21 protein-coding genes are annotated in these 18,396 nt (G+C 67.2%); 3 read left to right on the top strand and 18 right to left on the bottom strand.

Going from position 1 to position 18,396, the window contains the following annotated elements; genetic code table 11:
- Positions 1 to 86 precede the first annotated feature (86 nt).
- The 6 genes from ACLHG5_RS02445 to infC form a co-directional block, all read right to left on the bottom strand.
- Positions 87 to 962 (bottom strand): glutamate ABC transporter substrate-binding protein, encoded by an 876-nt coding sequence (locus ACLHG5_RS02445; protein ID WP_411315775.1) that lies wholly within the window; start codon positions 960 to 962, stop codon positions 87 to 89.
- 70 nt (positions 963 to 1,032) lie between these two features.
- Positions 1,033 to 1,788 carry an amino acid ABC transporter ATP-binding protein gene (locus tag ACLHG5_RS02440; protein ID WP_411315777.1) on the bottom strand — a complete coding sequence of 252 codons (756 nt, stop codon included), beginning with the start codon at positions 1,786 to 1,788 and terminating at the stop codon, positions 1,033 to 1,035.
- A 78-nt stretch (positions 1,789 to 1,866) separates the two neighbouring features.
- A complete protein-coding gene (locus ACLHG5_RS02435; protein WP_411317756.1) occupies positions 1,867 to 2,697 on the bottom strand; it encodes a TrmH family RNA methyltransferase in 831 nt (276 codons plus the stop codon).
- 75 nt (positions 2,698 to 2,772) lie between these two features.
- A complete protein-coding gene (gene rplT, locus ACLHG5_RS02430; protein WP_411315779.1) occupies positions 2,773 to 3,159 on the bottom strand; it encodes a 50S ribosomal protein L20 in 387 nt (128 codons plus the stop codon).
- Positions 3,160 to 3,190: 31 nt separating this feature from the next.
- On the bottom strand, positions 3,191 to 3,385 hold the full coding sequence (gene rpmI, locus ACLHG5_RS02425; RefSeq protein WP_411315780.1) for a 50S ribosomal protein L35: 195 nt from the start codon (positions 3,383 to 3,385) through the stop codon (positions 3,191 to 3,193).
- A 24-nt stretch (positions 3,386 to 3,409) separates the two neighbouring features.
- Positions 3,410 to 4,474: a translation initiation factor IF-3 gene (gene infC / locus ACLHG5_RS02420; RefSeq protein WP_411318398.1), complete on the bottom strand. Its 1,065-nt coding sequence runs from the start codon at positions 4,472 to 4,474 to the stop codon at positions 3,410 to 3,412.
- A gap of 296 nt (positions 4,475 to 4,770) precedes the next feature.
- On the opposite strand from infC, the gene ACLHG5_RS02415 reads away from it, so the two are divergent.
- The gene (locus ACLHG5_RS02415; protein WP_411315781.1) at positions 4,771 to 5,139 is read left to right on the top strand and encodes a DUF1844 domain-containing protein; all 369 of its coding nucleotides are present in this window, start codon (positions 4,771 to 4,773) and stop codon (positions 5,137 to 5,139) included.
- A 42-nt stretch (positions 5,140 to 5,181) separates the two neighbouring features.
- On the opposite strand, the gene ACLHG5_RS02410 is transcribed toward ACLHG5_RS02415, so the two are convergent.
- From ACLHG5_RS02410 to ACLHG5_RS02385, 6 genes are all read right to left on the bottom strand, one after another.
- Positions 5,182 to 5,955: an SseB family protein gene (locus tag ACLHG5_RS02410; RefSeq protein ID WP_411317755.1), complete on the bottom strand. Its 774-nt coding sequence runs from the start codon at positions 5,953 to 5,955 to the stop codon at positions 5,182 to 5,184.
- A complete protein-coding gene (gene priA, locus ACLHG5_RS02405; protein ID WP_411315783.1) occupies positions 5,955 to 6,704 on the bottom strand; it encodes a bifunctional 1-(5-phosphoribosyl)-5-((5-phosphoribosylamino)methylideneamino)imidazole-4-carboxamide isomerase/phosphoribosylanthranilate isomerase PriA in 750 nt (249 codons plus the stop codon). Before priA ends, ACLHG5_RS02410 begins: the two co-directional genes overlap by 1 nt.
- A gap of 131 nt (positions 6,705 to 6,835) precedes the next feature.
- The gene (hisH, locus tag ACLHG5_RS02400) at positions 6,836 to 7,477 is read right to left on the bottom strand and encodes an imidazole glycerol phosphate synthase subunit HisH (protein ID WP_411317754.1); all 642 of its coding nucleotides are present in this window, start codon (positions 7,475 to 7,477) and stop codon (positions 6,836 to 6,838) included.
- 2 nt (positions 7,478 to 7,479) lie between these two features.
- The gene (gene hisB, locus ACLHG5_RS02395) at positions 7,480 to 8,085 is read right to left on the bottom strand and encodes an imidazoleglycerol-phosphate dehydratase HisB (protein WP_411315785.1); all 606 of its coding nucleotides are present in this window, start codon (positions 8,083 to 8,085) and stop codon (positions 7,480 to 7,482) included.
- 54 nt (positions 8,086 to 8,139) lie between these two features.
- The gene (locus ACLHG5_RS02390) at positions 8,140 to 9,231 is read right to left on the bottom strand and encodes a histidinol-phosphate transaminase (RefSeq protein WP_411317753.1); all 1,092 of its coding nucleotides are present in this window, start codon (positions 9,229 to 9,231) and stop codon (positions 8,140 to 8,142) included.
- A gap of 46 nt (positions 9,232 to 9,277) precedes the next feature.
- Entirely contained in the window at positions 9,278 to 9,592 is a 315-nt protein-coding gene (locus ACLHG5_RS02385) for a LysM peptidoglycan-binding domain-containing protein (RefSeq protein WP_411317752.1), read from the bottom strand.
- 415 nt (positions 9,593 to 10,007) lie between these two features.
- Between ACLHG5_RS02385 and lexA the strand changes: the two genes are divergently transcribed.
- A complete protein-coding gene (gene lexA / locus ACLHG5_RS02380) occupies positions 10,008 to 10,700 on the top strand; it encodes a transcriptional repressor LexA (RefSeq protein WP_411317751.1) in 693 nt (230 codons plus the stop codon).
- On the opposite strand, the gene hflX is transcribed toward lexA, so the two are convergent.
- Positions 10,652 to 12,214, bottom strand: a complete 1,563-nt coding sequence (hflX, locus tag ACLHG5_RS02375; RefSeq protein ID WP_411315789.1) for a GTPase HflX — start codon at positions 12,212 to 12,214, stop codon at positions 10,652 to 10,654. The two genes, lexA and hflX, sit on opposite strands and share 49 nt — an antisense overlap.
- A 41-nt stretch (positions 12,215 to 12,255) precedes the next feature.
- Between hflX and ACLHG5_RS02370 the strand changes: the two genes are divergently transcribed.
- The gene (locus ACLHG5_RS02370; protein WP_411317750.1) at positions 12,256 to 12,882 is read left to right on the top strand and encodes a class I SAM-dependent methyltransferase; all 627 of its coding nucleotides are present in this window, start codon (positions 12,256 to 12,258) and stop codon (positions 12,880 to 12,882) included.
- A 26-nt stretch (positions 12,883 to 12,908) separates the two neighbouring features.
- Here the strand turns inward: ACLHG5_RS02370 and dapF are convergent, their stop codons facing one another.
- The 5 genes from dapF to recA all read right to left on the bottom strand — a co-directional run bounded on the left by dapF (position 12,909) and on the right by recA (position 18,202).
- Complete coding sequence (gene dapF, locus ACLHG5_RS02365; protein WP_411317749.1) at positions 12,909 to 13,787, bottom strand: diaminopimelate epimerase; 879 nt, start codon at positions 13,785 to 13,787, stop codon at positions 12,909 to 12,911.
- Positions 13,784 to 14,719: a tRNA (adenosine(37)-N6)-dimethylallyltransferase MiaA gene (gene miaA / locus ACLHG5_RS02360; protein WP_411317748.1), complete on the bottom strand. Its 936-nt coding sequence runs from the start codon at positions 14,717 to 14,719 to the stop codon at positions 13,784 to 13,786. Before miaA ends, dapF begins: the two co-directional genes overlap by 4 nt.
- On the bottom strand, positions 14,719 to 16,257 hold the full coding sequence (gene miaB, locus ACLHG5_RS02355) for a tRNA (N6-isopentenyl adenosine(37)-C2)-methylthiotransferase MiaB (protein ID WP_411317747.1): 1,539 nt from the start codon (positions 16,255 to 16,257) through the stop codon (positions 14,719 to 14,721). Before miaB ends, miaA begins: the two co-directional genes overlap by 1 nt.
- Positions 16,258 to 16,321: 64 nt before the next feature.
- A complete protein-coding gene (locus ACLHG5_RS02350) occupies positions 16,322 to 17,050 on the bottom strand; it encodes a regulatory protein RecX (protein ID WP_411317746.1) in 729 nt (242 codons plus the stop codon).
- Positions 17,051 to 17,110: 60 nt separating this feature from the next.
- On the bottom strand, positions 17,111 to 18,202 hold the full coding sequence (gene recA / locus ACLHG5_RS02345; protein WP_411315795.1) for a recombinase RecA: 1,092 nt from the start codon (positions 18,200 to 18,202) through the stop codon (positions 17,111 to 17,113).
- Between the last annotated feature and the right edge of the window lie 194 nt (positions 18,203 to 18,396).

The following is an 18,396-nucleotide window of genomic DNA, read 5'->3' as shown; positions in this document are numbered from 1 at the left end:
TCTCAGTGGGGTCTCGGGTCGGGTCGTGCGCGGATCATGACTGTCGGCTCGCCCGCGAGGCGGGCGAGCCGACGATCACGAGTGGATCAGTAGCGGTCGACGGCCGGGGGCTCCGGGGTGTCGAGCACGACTCCCGCAGTGGCCTCCCAGGCGTCGGCCCAGGATCCGTCTTCGTACGACTCCTCGAGCACGTCGTTGATGAAGTCGCGGAACTCGGTGTCGTCGATCGCGAGACCGATACCGTAGGGCTCCTCGGTGAAGGGGTTTCCGACGACGACGAACTCTCCGTCGCTGTTGTCGGCGAGACCCGCGAGGATCACGTTGTCGGTCGTGACCGCGTCGGCGTTGCCGGTGCGCAGCGGCTCGAGGCAATCGGAGTATCCGGCGGTCGTGATGACGTTGTCGGTGTACTCGGCGATGTTCGCCTCGGACGTCGATCCGCTCACGGTGCAGACGACGGCGTCGGGGTTCTCCTCGAAGTACTCTGGGCCCTCGATGTCGCTGTTCTCCGCCGTCACGAGAAGGTCTTGACCGGCGTTGTAGTACGGCCCGGCGAACGAGATGACCTCTTTGCGCTCGTCGTTGATCGTGTACGTCGCGATCACGAGGTCGACCTCGCCGTTCTCGATGAAGGGCTCGCGGTTGGCCGAGATCGCCTCGGACCACTCGATGTCCTCGGGGGCGATACCGAGCTCGGCCGCGATGAGCTTGCCGATCTCGACGTCGAATCCGACGGGGACCTCGTCCGGTCCCATGAGACCGAAGAGCGGCTGGTCGAACTTCGTGCCGATGCGGATGGTTCCCGCCTCGTTGAGTTCGGCCATCGTCGTGCCCGCCTCGAACTCGGCGTCGGTTTCGACCTCGGGCTCGGGTGCGCCGGCTTCGGAATCGGAACAGGCGCTCAAGCCGAGCACGCTGACGGCGGCTACGGCCGTGATCAGCAGTCCTTTTCTCAGTCTCATGATTTCTCCTTGTGCTGTGTGTGGTGCTGCGGTGTCAGTCACCCGCGGTGGCTGAGGTCGGAGGGCGAGGTCAGTGCGTGAGGATCTTCGAGAGGAAGTCTTTCGCCCTCGGGGTCTGCGGGTCGGTGAAGAACTTCTCCGGCGTCGCCTCTTCGACGATGCTGCCGTCGGCCATGAAGAGCACACGGTCCGCGGCCTTGCGCGCGAACCCCATCTCGTGGGTCACGACGACCATCGTCATGCCGTCTTTCGCGAGGCCGACCATGACGTCGAGCACCTCGTTGATCATCTCGGGGTCGAGAGCGGAGGTCGGCTCGTCGAGGAGCATGACCTTGGGCTCCATCGCGAGGGCGCGGGCGATCGCCACGCGCTGTTGCTGACCACCCGAGAGCTGCGACGGCATCTTCTTCGCCTGGTTGGCGACCCCGACCCTTTCGAGGAGAGCCATGGCCCGCTCCTCGGCGGCCTTCTTCGACATCTTGCGCACCTTGATCGGCCCGAGAGTCACGTTCTCGAGCACGGTCTTGTGCGAGAAGAGGTTGAACGATTGGAAGACCATCCCCACGTCGGCCCGCAGCTTGGCGAGGTCGGCGCCCTCCTCGGGGAGGTGCTTGCCGTCGATCGTGATAGTGCCGTCGTCGATCGTCTCGAGTCGGTTGATCGCGCGGCACAGTGTGGACTTGCCCGAGCCACTCGGCCCGATGACGACGACGACCTCGCCGCGCGTAACGGTGGTGCTGATGTCTTTGAGCACGTGCAGAGCGCCGAAATGCTTGTTGACACGGTCGATGACCACGAGAGAATCACTGCCGTGTGCTTGCTCCATGCCGCTACCCAACCACACGCGGAGAACGAGAGCCAAACCGCGCCCGCAGTCGTAACACGAGTGTAATCCGCAAATGTGCTAGGGGGTTTGCCGGCGAGATCGCTGAGAGAACGCCGATTCGTAGAGACACACGGATGCCGCCGTCGCGAGATTCATCGACTCGGCATGACCGTAGATCGGCACGGTGAGAGCCCGGTCGGTCAAGGCGAGGTGCTCGTCGGTGAGTCCGCGCGCCTCGTTTCCGAATACCCACGCCGTGGGGATGTCGAGCACCCCGCGCTCGCGGGCGTCGAGCAGATCGTCACCCTTCACGTCTGCCGCGATGATCTGCAGACCGGCGGCGCGAGCCCGCTCGACGACGGACTCGAACTCGGCGCCGACGGCGACAGGCAAATGGAAGATCGATCCGGTCGACGACCTCACGACCTTGGGGTTGTAGAGGTCGACGCTGCGCCCGCTGAAGATGACGCCGTCGACACCGGCCGCGTCGGCCGCACGCACGATGGTTCCGGCGTTACCTGGATCACGCACCTCTTCGAGGATCGCGATGAGCTTCGGGCCCGCCCCGTCGGCATCCGGCTTGAGGATGTCTTTGATCGACGTCGGGAACTGGTGGCAGACCGCGACGACCCCCTGGGGCGTGACCGTGTCGGCCATCGAATCGAGCACCGCTTCGGTGACGTATTCGACGGTGATCTCGGCGTCTGCCGCGGCTGCCGCGATGTCTGCGTGCCGCTCGAGGGCGGTCGGTGTCGCGAAGAGTTCGACGACGAGGTCGGGTCGGAAGGTCAGAGCCTCGGCGACGGCTTGCGGCCCTTCTAAGAGAAAAAGCCCGGTCTGCGACCGGGCGTCTCTCTTAGCCAGTTTGGCTACCGCGCGCACTCGTGGTGAACGGGGGTTGTCGATCATGTCGACAGCCTATGGGCGGGCTCGACCCTCGTGCGGGAGGCGCGCGAGGATCGAGCCCGACAGCAGGCGCAGTGCTTACGCCGCGGTGCGCGGCGCGCTCGTGTCGGCGGGCAGAGCGGCCTTGGCCGTCGCCACGATCGCAGCGAACGTCGCGGGCTCGGTGACCGCGAGGTCGGCGAGGATGCGACGGTCGACCTGGATGCCGGCGAGGCCGAGACCCTGGATGAAGCGGTTGTACGTCATGCCGTTGGCACGAGCCGCGGCGTTGATGCGCTGGATCCACAGGCGACGGAAGTCACCCTTGCGCTGGCGACGGTCGCGGTACGAGTACACGAACGAGTGGATGAGCTGCTCTTTGGCCTTGCGGTAGAGGCGTGAACGCTGTCCACGGTAACCGGAGGCGCGCTCGAGGATGACGCGACGCTTCTTGTGGGCGTTGACCGCCCTTTTGACTCTTGCCATTGTTCTAAATCCTTGGAATCGGGGCTGCGGGTTACTTGCCGAGGAGGCGCTTGACGACCTTGGCGTCGGCCGGAGCCAGCACCTTGTCCTGGTTCAGGCGACGCGTGACGACACTGGACTTGACCTCCAGGTTGTGACGCATTCCCGCCTGCTGCTTCATGACCTTTCCGCTTCCGGTGACCTTGAATCGCTTCTTCGTACCGGAATGGGTCTTCATCTTGGGCATGTGGATCTCCTCGTGTTCTTCGTATTACTGGGCGTCGGCCTCAGCCGACGATGAGTCGGCCGATGCAGTCGTGGGAGCGGGCTTCGAAGCGGATGCTCCGGGGCTCGCGGGCTTGGGGGCACCGGGCTTCGCGGCGCCGGGCTTGGGGGCTGCCGCGGCCGGCTTGGCTGCGGCGGGCTTAGCCGCGGCAGCGGGCTTCGCAGCAGCGGCGGGCTTGGCCGGAGCAGCAGCGGCAGGCTTCGCCGCAGCAGCAGTCTTCGCGGCAGCAGCAGGCTTCGCCGCAGCAGCAGGCTTCGCCGGAGCGGCAGCAGCAGGCTTCGCAGCAGCAGCGGGCTTCGACGCAGCAGCGGGTGCAGCCGCGGCGGGTGCCGGAGCCGCCTTCGCGGGGACGTCCCTGGTCGGGGCCGACGTGACGGGCTCAGCCTTGGCCGGAGCAGAAGCGGGTGCCGCGGAAGCGGTCGGTGCGCTCGAGGGTGCTGCGGGAGCAGGCTCGTCGACGGGAGCATCCGTGCGTGAACCGTAGGTCTTGTCGCTCGCCGGCGGCTTGTCGCCGCGAGGCGGCTTCGACGCCGCGCGCTTGGCCTCGGCCTCGGCTTTCGCCTCCGACTTGTTCTTCGCCGGGCCGATGACCATGACCATGTTGCGACCATCGATCGTCGGGGTCGACTCGACCGAGCCGAACTCCGAGACGTCTTCGGCGAAACGCTGGAGAAGACGAACACCCTGGTCGGGGCGCGACTGCTCACGGCCGCGGAAGAGGATCATCGCCTTGACCTTGTCGCCCGCCTTGAGGAACCCCTCGGCACGCTTGCGCTTCGTCTCGTAGTCGTGCACGTCGATCTTGAGACGGAACCGCACCTCTTTGAGGATCGTGTTCGCCTGGTTGCGGCGCGCTTCTTTCGCCTTCTGGGCGGTTTCGTACTTGAACTTGCCGAAATCCATGATCTTGGCAACGGGAGGCTTGGAATTGGGAGCAACCTCAACCAAATCCAGATCGGCCTCCTGGGCGAGACGCAGAGCGTCTTCGATGCGCACGACGCCGACCTGCTCGCCACCTGGGCCTACAAGTCGGACTTCCGGAACGCGGATTCGGTCATTGGTACGGGGATCGCTGATGCGTGACTCCTTGGTCGTGATGTCGATGGCTTTCGACGAAAGGAGTGATTCGCACGCAGCACCAACCGGATCCGTTGCGGTTCGACCCGCATTTCTCTGGTGGTTCTGGCACGGCGCCCTGGCTACCTCGGTGCACTCGCATGCACGTCGGCGGGGTGCCAACAACCCGGTAACCTGAAGAAGCGGTAAGCGCGGGTGGGAGAATCTCCACTTTCGTATCCGAGCCGTAGAGGCTCGGAGCCGACAGAAGTCTAGCAGAGGAACCCCTGATGAGCGACAGCCCGCACGAACACGCCTATGTCGACGACGACGGGTCGGACGGCGCCGCTCGCGACATCGCCGATGTCGCCGCGATCGAGGTCATCAACACCGTGGCCGTGCACCTTCTGAGTGCCTCGGCCGTCAAGTGCGGTCTCGCCGACGACCCCGCGACCCAACTCGACCTCGACGAGGCACGCAAGCTCATCAACGCCCTCGCGGGCCTCGTGACCGCGGCGGCGCCCGACCTCGGAGACCAGCACGCTCGAGCCCTGCGCGACGGACTGCGCTCGGTGCAGCTCGCGTTCCGCGAGGCGTCGAGCATCGCCGACGCTCCGGGAAAGGGCCCGGGAGAGAAGTACACCGGTCCGGTCACCTGACGAGACCGGTGCCCGGCACCGGTGCTCGCGCGCGCAATCGCGTCAGGGGGATGCCGCGGCGAGGGTCACGGCGAGACTGTCGACCCGCAGCGCCACGATCTCCGATCGACTCCAAGCCTCACTCACGCGGGTCAGCACGACGGAGAGCGCGTCGGAGTCGAGCCCCGGCGCGAGCTCGAGGGTGACCGCGAGCTCGGGGCCCGCGAGCCGGGACACCGGGTCGCCCGAGGCGAAACGGATGCCGCGCACGCTCGCGACGTCGACGACCGCCGCGCGCATCGCCTCGTGCACGTCGGCATCCCGGTGGCTCGGGATCCATGCCGCGCCCTCGGCGATGGCTCGCAGAGCCGGCCTCCGAACGACGAACTCGGTGTCGCTCGTCGGGTCGAGAACCATGAGCTCGGTGCCGTCACTCGCCGCGGCAAGGCACGCGCGATCCGCGGAGACGGGAACCGGCCGAGCGGCGGGGTTCCACGCGGCCATCGCCGAGACGGAGGTGAAGATCGGCAGCACCCGGCGCCCGTCGGGCCCCGCGACCGTGACGATGGCGAGCTCCGCCGACTTGTCGACGAGGAGACCGTGCTCGCCCGACCCGCTCTCGCCGAGAGTGGCGACGAGGGGGGCGAGCAACCGTGCCGCGCGAATCGCGTCGACGACGACATCCTCGCCCGTCTCTCCCCGACGGAAAGCGGAGAGAGCGGCGACGAGCTCGGGCGACGCCGAGCCGTCGTCACCGCCGAACGGGTTGTGCTCGAACTGCCGGCCCACCCACGGGGTGCCGGCGGAATCGGTTGCCTGGCCGCCGTGATCGGGCATCAGTCGCCTGCGACGTCGAGCGCCTCCGCGAGAGTGAACGCCTTCGCGTAGAGCGCCTTGCCGACGATGGCTCCCTCGACGCCGTTCGGCACGAGTTCGCGCAGGTCGGCGATGTCGTCGAGGCTCGAGATTCCTCCCGAGGCGATGACGGGCTTGTCCGTGCGGTCGGCGACCTCACGCAACAGCGAGAGGTTCGGGCCCTGGAGGGTGCCGTCCTTCGTCACGTCCGTGACGACGTAGCGGGCACAGCCTGCGTGCTCGAGACGGTCGAAGACGTGCCACAGGTCGCCGCCCTCCTGTGTCCAGCCGCGAGCGGCGAGGGTCGTTCCCCGCACGTCGAGGCCGACGGCGATCGCTTCGCCGTATTCGGCGATCACGTGGGCGGCCCACTCGGGGTTCTCGAGAGCGGCCGTGCCGAGGTTGATGCGCTTGGCTCCCGTCGCGAGCGCCGCCTCGAGGCTCTCATCGTCGCGGATGCCGCCGGAGAGCTCGATGAGCACCGAACCGCGAACCTGCTTGATGACCTTCTTGATGACGTGGTTGTTGTGCCCGCGCCCGAACGCGGCATCGAGGTCGACGAGGTGGATCCACTCGGCTCCCTGACTCGCCCAGTCCGCGGCGGCGTCGATCGGGTCGCCGTAGCTCGTCTCACTCCCGGCCGCGCCCTGTGTCAGCCGCACCGCTTTACCGCCGGCGACATCGACCGCGGGAAGCAGCGTGAGTCTCGGGGTCTGGTTGAACTCGCTCATGTCGCTCTCTCTGGAGCCCGCGCACGCGGAACTCGGTTCGGGTTGGGTCTGGGTTCGGTCGCGGTGAGCAGGGCTCCGACGACGTCGGTCAGGGTGCGCGTGGCGCGACTCGTGCCGACAGGCACCAGAGCCTAGTTCTTCCGGAGGCTCGCGATCCAATTCGCGAGCAGACGGATGCCCGCATCCCCCGACTTCTCCGGGTGGAACTGCGTCGCAGACAGGGGTCCGTTCTCCACCGCCGCGAGGAAATCGGTGCCGTGGTGCGCCCACGTGAGCGTCGCCGGGGTGAAGGGCGGCATCGTCTCGAGCGTCCAGTCCCGCGCGGCGTAGGAGTGGACGAAGTAGAAGCGCTCGTCGGCGATGCCGTCGAAGAGAACGGAGTCGGCGCCGGCGCGCACGGTGTTCCAGCCCATGTGCGGGAGGACCGGAGCATCCAGCTCGGTCACGACTCCGGGCCACTCACCGAGGCCGTCCGACTCGAGGCCCCGCTCGACACCGCGCTCGAACATGATCTGCATGCCGACGCAGATGCCCAAGACCGGGCGCGATCCGGCGAGCCTCCGGTCGACGAGCTCGGCACCGCGCACCTCCGCGAGCGCGTCGGCGACGGCGCCGAACGCGCCCACGCCGGGCACGAGGAGTCCGTCGGCCTCGTGCACGGCGCGACGGTCGGACGTGAGCGTCACGTCGGCACCCGCGAACTCGAGTGCCTTGACGGCGGAGTGCACGTTGCCCGAGCCGTAGTCGAGAACAGCGACCGTGGGAGCACCCACGGTTAGAGCGCTCCCTTGGTCGACGGGATGCCGGTGACTCGGGGGTCGACCGCGACGGCCGTGCGCAGGGCACGCGCGAACGCCTTGAACTCCGCCTCGGCGATGTGGTGAGGGTCGCGCCCCCCGAGCACGGTGACGTGCACGGTCAGAGCGGCATGGAAGGTGATCGCCTCGAAGACGTGACGCACCATCGATCCGGTGAAGTGACCGCCGATGAGGTGGAACTCGAAGCCGTCCGGCTCGCCGGAGTGGACGAGGAAGGGCCGCCCCGAGACATCCACGACCGCGCGCACGAGGGCCTCGTCGAGCGGAACGTGGGCGTCACCGAACCGGGCGATGCCGTGCTTGTCGCCGAGAGCCTGCCCGATGGCCTTGCCGAGCACGATTCCGATGTCTTCGACGGTGTGGTGCACGTCGATCTCGACGTCACCGGTCGCGCGCACGCGCAAGTCAATGAGGGAGTGCTTCGAGAACGCGGTGAGCATGTGGTCGAAGAACGGCACCGACGTCTGGATGTCGGCGATACCGGTTCCGTCGAGGTCGAGGGTGAGGTCGATGCTCGACTCGCTCGTCTCGCGGGTGAGGTGCGCTGTGCGCTCAAGTGCCATGGGGCAATCCTACCGAGCGCGACTCGGCGCGGACCGCGAAGCGCTCGCTCCCGGTCACGCCTCGCGCGAACGCCCCGTCACCTCGGCGAGGGCGGTCAGGAACGCCGTCGTCTCACGCTCGGTGCCGGCCGTCACCCGCAGGTGTCCGGGCATGCCGAGGTCGCGGATGATGATGCCGCGATCGAGCAGGTCGGTGAAGACCGCGTGGGGGTCGTCGACTCCCCCGAAGAGAACGAAGTTGCCCCAGCTGCGCCACGGGGTGAACCCGAGGGCCGCGAGCTCGATGAGCAACCGATCACGCTGGGTGCGGATGTCGTCGACCATCGCGAGCATCTCCGGGGCGTGCTCGAGCGCCGCGAGCGCGGCCGCTTGCGTGAGGGCGGAGAGGTGGTAGGGCAACCTCACGAGCCGGAGCGCGTCGGTCACAGCGGGGTCGGCCGCGAGGTAGCCGACGCGCGCACCGGCGAAAGCGAACGCCTTGCTCATGGTGCGCGACACGATGAGCCGCTCGCGGCCGGGCAGAAGTGTGAGCGCCGACGGCTCGCCCTCGGGCGAGAACTCGGAGTAGGCCTCGTCGACGACGACCATGCCCCGCGCCGCGGAATACGCCGCCTCGATCGTTTCGATCGACACGGGCGTTCCGGTCGGGTTGTTGGGTGAGCACAGGAAGACGACGTCGGGGTCGGTGCGCTCGATCCACTCGACGACCGTCGCCGGCGACATCTCGAAGTCGGCGTCTCGCTCGCCCGACACCCAGCGGGTGCCCGTGCCCGAGGCGATGATCGAGTGCATCGAGTACGTCGGAGGGAAGCCGAGCACGGAGCGGCCCGGTCCACCGAACGCCTGCATGATCTGCTGGAGGACCTCGTTCGACCCGTTGGCCGCCCAGATGTTCTCTGCGGTCAGATCGTGACCGAGGTAGTCGGCCAGCGCCGTGCGCAATGCGACGAACTCGCGATCGGGGTAGCGGTTGATAGACAGGATTGCCGCAGCGATCGAACTGATGATGCCGTGGGCGACCGACTCCGGGATCGGGTGGGTGTTCTCGTTGACGTTGAGAGCGATCGGCACTCGGGACTCGGGCGCACCGTACGGGGTGAGGCCGCGGAGGTCATCGCGGATGGGGAGGTCGTTGAGCGAAGTCACCGATCAAGACTAGGGCTGTCGATGCCCCACGACTGATGCCCCTCGACTATCGAGCGTAGGCGGCGGGAACCGCGAGCTTCTGCCCCGGCTGAACGTCGGCCGAGTCGAGCTGGTTGAAGTGCACGAGGTCGGACACCACCTCGCGGGGGTCCGCCTCGGGCGCGAGCCCGACGGCGAGCTCCCACAGTGACTCGCCGCTCTCGACCTGCACGAAGACCACGTCGGCTCCGTCTTCGTTCGACGCCGTCGCCATTCCGCCGTTGAGAGCGAATGCTCCCGCGGCGAGCACGATCGGTGCCGCGACGAGAGCCGTGAACACCGCGCGACCGCGCCTCGTGAGACGGAGTCTGCGTTGCGGCACGCGCCCCGACCGTGCCTGTGCGGACGATGCAGACGATGCAGACGATGCAGACGATGCGGACGATGCGGAGGGAGCAATACCAGTCGCTGCGCTCATGGTTCTTGCCTTTCAGGTCGGGGTATCACTCGCGGGTCGTGTTCTCGGAGGTGCTGCTCGTGATGGTGGGCGGGTGTCGCACCCGACACTCGGCCGGGAGAGCCGGATGCGAACCCGTGTTCCGAACATATCTTCGAATACTCGCCAAATCAAGCCGATATTCGAAAGTGTGGTAACAAATTAGCGCAACACGCTCGAATAGACGTTTGGAAAGCGACCGCCGAATGGATACAGTTTCGATTGTCTGAAGACAGACCATCAGGAGCCACCGACATTCGCCGTTCTCGCGGCGCACGAGGTGCACATCGAGGGGAACGACGTGGTCGACACCGAGCAGGGATCACCGCAAGCGGACAAGCCGTCGACCCGGCGCCGCAAGAGTCTGAGCGACAAGCAGCTCGCGATCCTCGACGTGATCTCCCGATCGGTCTCGAGCCGGGGCTACCCGCCGAGCATGCGCGAGATCGGCGATGCGGTGGGGCTCGCTTCGCTCTCGAGCGTCACCCATCAGCTCAATCAGCTCGAGCTCAGCGGCTACTTGCGCCGCGACCCCAATCGACCGCGCGCACTCGAGATCCTCATCGACCTGCAACGCCCCGACGTCCCCGTCGTCTCCGACGCGCCGACCCCCGTCGGAGACGCCGCGATGGTCCCCCTCGTCGGTCGCATCGCGGCGGGAGTGCCGATCCTCGCCGACCAGCAGGTCGACGAGGTCTTCCCCCTCCCCCGCCAGCTCGTCGGCAAAGGCGACCTGTTCATGGTGAAGGTCGTCGGAGACTCGATGGTCGACGCCGCGATCTGCGACGGGGACTGGATCGTCGTCCGCCAGCAGAAGACCGCGGAGAACGGCGACATCGTCGCCGCGATGCTCGACGACGAAGCGACCGTCAAGGTGTTCCAGCAGCGCGACGGCCACACCTGGTTGCTCCCGCGCAACTCGGCCTTCGCGCCGATCCTCGGTGACTACGCCGAAGTGCTCGGCAAGGTCGTCGCGGTGCTGCGCTCGGTCTGAGCGGTGAACTGCTCCACCTGAGCCTCGACCTCCTCCGAGACGAGCACGTGGATCCGCGTGCCGTTCTCGTCGTAGCGGGTGTCGAGAACGACGCCGTTGTCATGCAAGCGCGTGACGACGTCCCCCCGATCGAAGGGGATGAGCAGATCGAGCTCGACCGACGGCGACGGGATCGCTTCGGCGATGCGCTCGAGCAGCTCCTCGACGCCTTCGCCCGTCCGCGCAGACACGAACACCGCACTCGGCTCGAGACCGCGCAAGACGAGGCGCTGATCGTCGTCGACGAGATCTGCCTTGTTGAAGACGACAATCTCGGGCAGGTGGCGAGCATCGACGTCGCCGATCACATCGCGCACCGTCGCGAGTTGACTCCCGGGATCCGGATGCGATCCATCGACGACGTGCACGATGACGTCGGCGTCCGCGACCTCCTCGAGGGTCGACCGGAAGGCCTCGACGAGCTGGTGCGGGAGGTTGCGCACGAATCCGACGGTGTCGGTGAGGGTGTACGCCTGACCCTCGGCCGTCACGTTCTTGCGCACGGCCGTGTCGAGAGTCGCGAAGAGCGCGTTCTCCACGAGAGCGCCCGCCCGCGTCACCCTGTTGAGCAGCGACGACTTGCCGGCGTTCGTGTATCCGGCGATCGCGACAGACGGCACGTCGTTGCGCACCCGGTTCGCGCGCTTCGCCTCGCGGGACGGCGCGAAGCCGGCGATCTGCTTGCGCAGCTTCGCCATCCGCGTGTGGATGCGGCGGCGATCGAGCTCGATCTTGGTCTCACCCGGACCGCGCGAACCCATGCCGTTTCCGGCACCGACCTGGCCACCGGCCTGACGCGACATGGACTCACCCCACCCGCGCAACCGCGGCAGCAGGTACTCGAGCTGAGCGAGTTCGACTTGCGCCTTGCCCTCACGGCTCTTCGCGTGCTGGCTGAAGATGTCGAGGATGACCGCGGTACGGTCGATGACCTTGACCTTCACGACGTCTTCGAGCGCGCGACGCTGGCTCGGAGCCAGCTCGCCGTCGACGATGACGGTGTCTGCCCCGGTCGCCGCGACGACATCCCGCAGCTCGACCGCCTTGCCCTTACCGAAGTAGGTGCTCGGGTCGGGGTGAGGACGCTTCTGGAGGAGACCGTCGAGCACGACGGCTCCGGCCGTCTCGGCGAGAGCGAACATCTCGCGCATCGAGTTCTCGGCCTCGACGACGCCGCCCTGCGAGTAGATGCCGATGAGCACGACGCGCTCGATGCGCAACTGGCGATACTCGACCTCGGTGACGTCGTCGAGTTCGGTCGAGAGGCCCGCGACACGGCGCAGCGCCTGGCGATCCTCCCTATCGAACTGGTCGCCGTCGTGGTCGTCATCTGTCGTCGCCGACGCTCCGGTCTGCTGGAGGGCTTGCGCGCTACCGCTCCCGAACAGGCTGAGACCGGCCGGTCGCGAGGACGAGTTGGCGAGTACGCGGGCGATGACGTCGTCGTCTCGCTCGGAAGGGTGTACTTCAGTCATTGGGTTAACCTTAGCTCTTCGTATTTGGGTAGGTTTTCGGGATGACTAACGAGCACTACTTCTCGGCGAATCCCGAGAGTGAGCTTGCTCTCCGTCGCATCCGGGTGACCATCGACGGCACCCCGCACGACGTGTCGACCGCGGGGGGCATCTTCAGCCCCGACCGCATCGATGCGGGAACATCCGTCTTGCTCGCGAACGTGCCGCCGGCTCCGCCGGGAGGCAACCTCCTCGATCTGGGATGCGGATGGGGTCCGATCTCCTACACGTTGGCTCTGCAATCTCCGCGGGCGACGGTGTGGGCTGTCGATGTCAACGAGCGTGCGCTCGATCTCGTGAGGCGCAATGCCGACGAGCTGGGCCTCGACAATATCAACGCCTGCCGCCCCGAGGATGTTCCCGACGATCTCGGTTTCACCACGATCTGGTCGAACCCGCCCATCCGCGTCGGCAAGAACGAGCTGCACAACCTGCTGTTGCGCTGGGTTCCGCGCCTGACACCCGAGTCCGACGCGTGGCTCGTCGTGCAGCGCAACCTCGGCTCTGACTCGCTGCACCGGTGGCTCGACGGTGAGCTCTCCGACGGGTTCGCCGTCTCACGCGCGGCAACCCACAAGGGATACCGGGTGCTGCGCGTGCGGCGACGAGTTCTGCCCGCCGACCTCTGAACCGACCCGGTCGATCGATACATCGATCAGATCGTGAGCTCGCCCTCGAACGAGAACTCCGCCGGCCCCGAGAGGGCGACGTGTTCTCCGTCTTCGGTCGCGAACATCCGCACCCCGAGGGTGCCTCCCGGCACCTCGACCTTCCACTGATTCGGTGCCCCCGGGCCGGCCCAGTGCCGTGTCGCGAGGGCCGCTGCCGCGGCACCCGTTCCACACGAGAGCGTCTCTCCACTGCCGCGCTCGTGCACGCGCATGCGGATGCGCCCGACCCCGTCGAGCACCATGGGCTCACGCGGCACCACGAACTCGACGTTGACTCCCGCGGGGAACTCAGGTTCGACGAGGGGGACGAACGAGAGATCCGCGCTCTCGAGTTCGTCATCGCTCGCGAGCGCGACGACGACGTGGGGGTTGCCGACGTTGATCCCGAGCCCCGGGCGCGCCACCTGCAGATTCTTCGCGCGGACGAGAGGCTCGCCTCCGTCGAGTGACCAGCGACCGAGATCGACCTGGTATCCGGAACGGTTGCTCTGGACGTCGCGCACTCCCCCGCGCGTGCCGATGACGAGGGTGTCGCCGGGCCCCAGTTCGGCGAGACCGTTGTCGACGAGATATCTGGCGTAGACCCTGATTCCGTTTCCGCACATCTCCGACGGCGATCCGTCGGCGTTGTGGTAATCCATGAACCACTCCGCGGCGTCGTCCTCCGCGAGGGCGGCGGCCCCCGCCTCGAGGTTCTCCGATCGCACCGCTCGGATGACGCCGTCGGCCCCGACGCCGAAGTGCCGATCGGCGATGGCCGCGAGCTGCATGGACTCCAGCTCGATCGACCCCTCGGGGTCGCTGAAGAGCACGAAGTCGTTGCCCGTGCCATGGCCTTTGGTGAAGTGCAGTGTCGGGCTCACCGGTCCATGCTACTGAGGCCGCTGCTGACGAGGGCATCCACGACGGTCTCCCCGACGGCCGACTCACCCCCGACGACGGTCACGGTCGCGGGATACCGTCGAAACCAGCCGACCTGTCGTCTCGCATACTTGCGGGTGAGTGCCTGCGTCTGATCGATCGCCGCCTCGCGAGTGAGGGTGCCCCGGATCTGCTCGGCGGCCTGCGCGTAGCCGATCGCCCGCCTCGCCGTCACTCCCCGGTCGAGCCCGTTCTCGAGCAGACCCTCGACCTCCGAAACGAGACCGCGCCGCCACATCGAGTGCACCCGCTCGTCGAGCCGTTCGACGAGGGTCGCGCGCTCCGCGGTGACGGCGACGACACGGGTGTCTGTCCAGAAGGCACTCGGGTCGGGGAGCCCCGACCCGAACGGCTTCCCCGTCATCTCGATGACCTCGAGGGCACGGACCAGGCGACGACCATTGCTGGCCCCGATCGCCGCTGCTGCGGGCGGGTCGACCACGGCTAATCGAGCGTGCAGGAGCCCGGGGCCACGCTCGACGAGTTCGGCCTCGAGCGCCTCGCGGATGCGCGCATCCGTGCCCGGGAACTCGAAATCGTAGAGCACCGACGAGACGTAGAGGCCCGAGCCGCCGACGAGCACCGCGACGTCTCCCCGATCCTCGAGTCGCCGGATGACGGATCGCGCCTCGCTCTGGTAGCGAGCGACGGTGGCCTCATCGGTGACGTCGAGCACGTCGAGAAGGTGGTGCGGAACACCTCGCCGGTCTGCGACGGGCAGTTTGGCCGTGCCGATGTCCATGCCGCGGTAGAGCTGCATCGCGTCGGCGTTGACGATCTCCGCGCGCCTTCCGCGTGCCGCGAGACGCTCGACCACATCGAGCGCGAGATCGGACTTCCCGGTTCCGGTCGCTCCGACGATCGCGACGAGCATCAGGCGTCGGTCGGGCGCATCCCGGGAAGCCCGAGCGACACGCGAGGCGCCCCTCCCGGTGACGCGGTGGCTCCGGCCGGAGTCGGCACACCGCAGCTCTCCGCCTCGGCCCGGTCGAAGGCGTCGCCCGCGCGCGTGCGGCGGATGACGAGCGGCGAGCCGTCGAGCGTGTCGGCGATGAGGTGGAAGGGCTTCGCGTCGGTCACCGTCACGGTCACGACGTCGCCGGGGCGTGGGGCGGCGCTGTGCGGCGGCACCTCGAAGTGCACGAGCCTGCTGTCTTCGGCGCGGCCGGAGAGTCGGTTCGTCGCAGCATCCTTCTTTCCTTCGGCGCCGACGAGCACCTCGACGGTGCGACCGACGACCTTCGTGTTCTCTTCCCACGAGATGCGGTCCTGCAGGGCGACGAGTCGCTCGTAACGCTCTTGCACCACCGCTTTGGGCACTTGCTCGTCCATCGTCGCCGCGGAGGTTCCCGGCCGGATCGAGTACTGGAAGGTGAACGCCGTTGCGAACCGCGCCTGTTCGACGACGCGCATCGTCTCGGCGAAGTCCTCTTCGGTCTCCCCGGGGAAGCCGACGATGATGTCTGTGGAGATGGCCGCGTGCGGAATGCGATCCCGGACCCTGTCGAGGATGCCGAGGAACTTCGTCGAGCGGTAGCTGCGGCGCATCGACTTGAGGATGCGATCGGAGCCGGACTGCAGCGGCATGTGCAGCTGCGGCATGACCGTGGGGGTTTCCGCCATAGCGTCGATGACGTCGTCGGTGAATGCCGCCGGGTGCGGGCTCGTGAATCTGATGCGCTCGAGCCCGGCGATGCGCCCGGCCGCGCGCAGCAACTTGCCGAAGGCGGCGCGATCACCGAATTCGACCCCGTAGGAGTTGACGTTCTGACCGAGGAGGGTCACCTCGATCGCTCCGTCGTCGACCATGGCCTGGATCTCGGCGAGGATGTCGCCGGGCCGACGGTCTTTCTCCTTGCCGCGCAACGCGGGCACGATGCAGAACGTGCACGTGTTGTTGCAGCCGACCGAGATGGACACCCACCCGCTGTGCGTGGACTCGCGTTTCGTCGGAAGCGTGGACGGGAAGACGTCGAGCGCCTCGAGGATCTCGAGTTGCGCCTCGCCGTTGTGGCGTGCGCGCTCGAGGAGGGTCGGGAGGGAGCCCATGTTGTGCGTTCCGAAGACCACGTCGACCCACGGTGCCTTCTCGAGGATGACGGTCTTGTCTTTCTGGGCGAGGCATCCGCCGACGGCGATCTGCATGCCCTCGTGCTTCTTCTTCACCGAGGCCAGCATTCCGAGGTTGCCGTAGAGCTTGTTGTCAGCGTTCTCCCGCACGGCGCACGTGTTGATGACGACGACGTCTGCCTGCTCATCCGCTGTCGCCGGCTGGTATCCCGCTGCCTCGAGCGAACCGCTCAATCGCTCGGAGTCGTGGACGTTCATCTGGCACCCGAACGTGCGCACCTCGTAGGTGCGGCCGGGAGTCGTGACCGGGGTGGCGGTCGAGGGGGGAAACGTGAGAGTCATCGTTCCGCCAGCCTAATCTGCCGTGAGGCGCCTCAGATCGGGCGCGGGCAGGGGCGCGGGCACGTCACTCGAACCGCACGGTCGCCGTGCGGCCGGACGCGAGCGCCTCGTCGACGGCGATGCGGATGACTCCGGAGGAGTAGCCCTTGCGCTGCAGGAAGGCGCTCAACCGTCGAACCGCGGTGGTCGTGTCGAGTGATCGCAACTGGGGGGCGCGACGGTTCGCGAGTTCGCGCGCGCGATCGAGCTCGTCGCTGTCGGCGATCTGCTCGAGCGCCGCGTCGATGTGGTGCTGGTCGATATGGCGTCGGCGCAGTTCGGCGGTGAGTGCGCTTCGACCGAGCCCCTTGCGCTCGTGCTGGTTTCGCACGAGTGTTTCGGCGAGTGCACCGTCGTCGACGAGACCCACGCTCGCGAGCCTGTCGAGTTCGGCGGTCACCTCGTCGGGTTCGAGCTCGCGCGAGAGAAGGGTCTTCTCGAGCTCCCAGCGGGACATGCCTCGCCGGGTGAGCGCGTGGATGCTCACGTTCTCGGCGCGCTTCGCCTTGCGCTCGGCGGCCTTGTCGCGAGCCGCCGCCGCTTTCGCGGACCGTGCCTCGCGGCGTTCCTCATCGGTCACCGGTTCAGCGCCACGAGCGTGACCCGATCCGACGTCGTGCGGCTCAGGCTCGGGCACGGGCTCGGGAGTCTCGTCGGCGAACCGGGGTCCGTCGGGTCGCCCTTGCGCACCGGGGAGGTAGGTGACCCGGGCAAGGGAGTCGTCGGGCTCAGCGTTGCGGGTCGACGCGGGCACGCGTGTGCTCCGTCGCCTCGCGGCACTCAACTCGTCTGGTCCCTCGCCCGGATTCATCGATCAGGCCCCGACGGCTTTGCGCGACGCGAGCTTCTTCGCGATCTGCTCGACGGGAGCATCTGTCACGGCGGCGGCACCCGGCACCGCATTGGGGTCGTCCATGATGCCGAGTTTGATCTTGATCTTCTGCTCGATCTCGGCCGCGATCTCGGGGTTCTTGAGGAGGTGGTTTCGCGAGTTCTCCTTGCCCTGGCCGAGCTGATCGCCGTCGTAGGTGTACCACGCACCCGACTTGCGCACGATCTCGTGCTCCACGCCGAAGTCGATGAGACTGCCCTCGCGGGAGATACCGACCCCGTAGAGGATGTCGAACTCGGCCTGCTTGAACGGCGGAGCCATCTTGTTCTTGACGACCTTGACGCGCGTGCGGTTTCCGACGGCGTCGGTTCCGTCTTTCAGCGTCTCGATTCGGCGGATGTCGAGTCGCACCGACGCGTAGAACTTGAGCGCCTTACCTCCCGCGGTCGTCTCGGGGCTTCCGAAGAAGACTCCGATCTTCTCGCGCAGCTGGTTGATGAAGATCATGGTCGTGTTGGTCTGGCTCAGCCCGCCCGTGAGCTTGCGCAGCGCTTGCGACATGAGACGCGCTTGCAGGCCGACGTGCGAATCACCCATCTCGCCCTCGATCTCGGCGCGCGGCACGAGCGCCGCGACCGAGTCGATGACGATGAGGTCGATCGAGCCCGAGCGCACGAGCATGTCGGCGATCTCGAGAGCCTGCTCACCGGTGTCGGGCTGCGACACGAGCAGAGCGTCGATGTCGACACCGAGCTTCTTCGCGTATTCGGGGTCGAGAGCGTGCTCCGCGTCGATGAACGCGGCGATGCCGCCGGCGCGTTGCGCATTCGCGATCGCGTGGAGCGTGAGCGTGGTCTTGCCCGAGGACTCCGGTCCGTAGATCTCGACGATCCGGCCGCGTGGGAGCCCCCCGATGCCGAGCGCGACATCCAACGCGATGGAGCCCGTGGGGATCGTTGCGACGGGAGCGCGCTCGTCGCTCCCCAGGCGCATGACGGAGCCCTTGCCGAACTGGCGGTCGATCTGGGCGAGGGCGGTTTCGAGAGACTTCTCGCGGTCTGCTGGTGATGCCATTGGTGGGACTCCTTGTGCGTCGTGGGTTGTGCGCCTATAGGCTGCCGCTCTCGTGCCAGACCGATGTTGCAAGGCCCGGCAGACCGCGACAAGGCTGGTAGTGTAGGCAACTGAGCTGCCGATGGTGCGTTGTCGTTGGTTCATCTCCAACAAGTGCGACTGTACGTTCCACGCCCGACATTGCTCTCGGTCGC

This window comes from Marisediminicola sp. LYQ85, assembly GCF_046600695.1.
Taxonomy (GTDB): domain Bacteria; phylum Actinomycetota; class Actinomycetes; order Actinomycetales; family Microbacteriaceae; genus Marisediminicola.
Note: the sequence above shows the minus strand (reverse complement) of the source record. Positions and strands in the feature narration are given on the sequence as shown.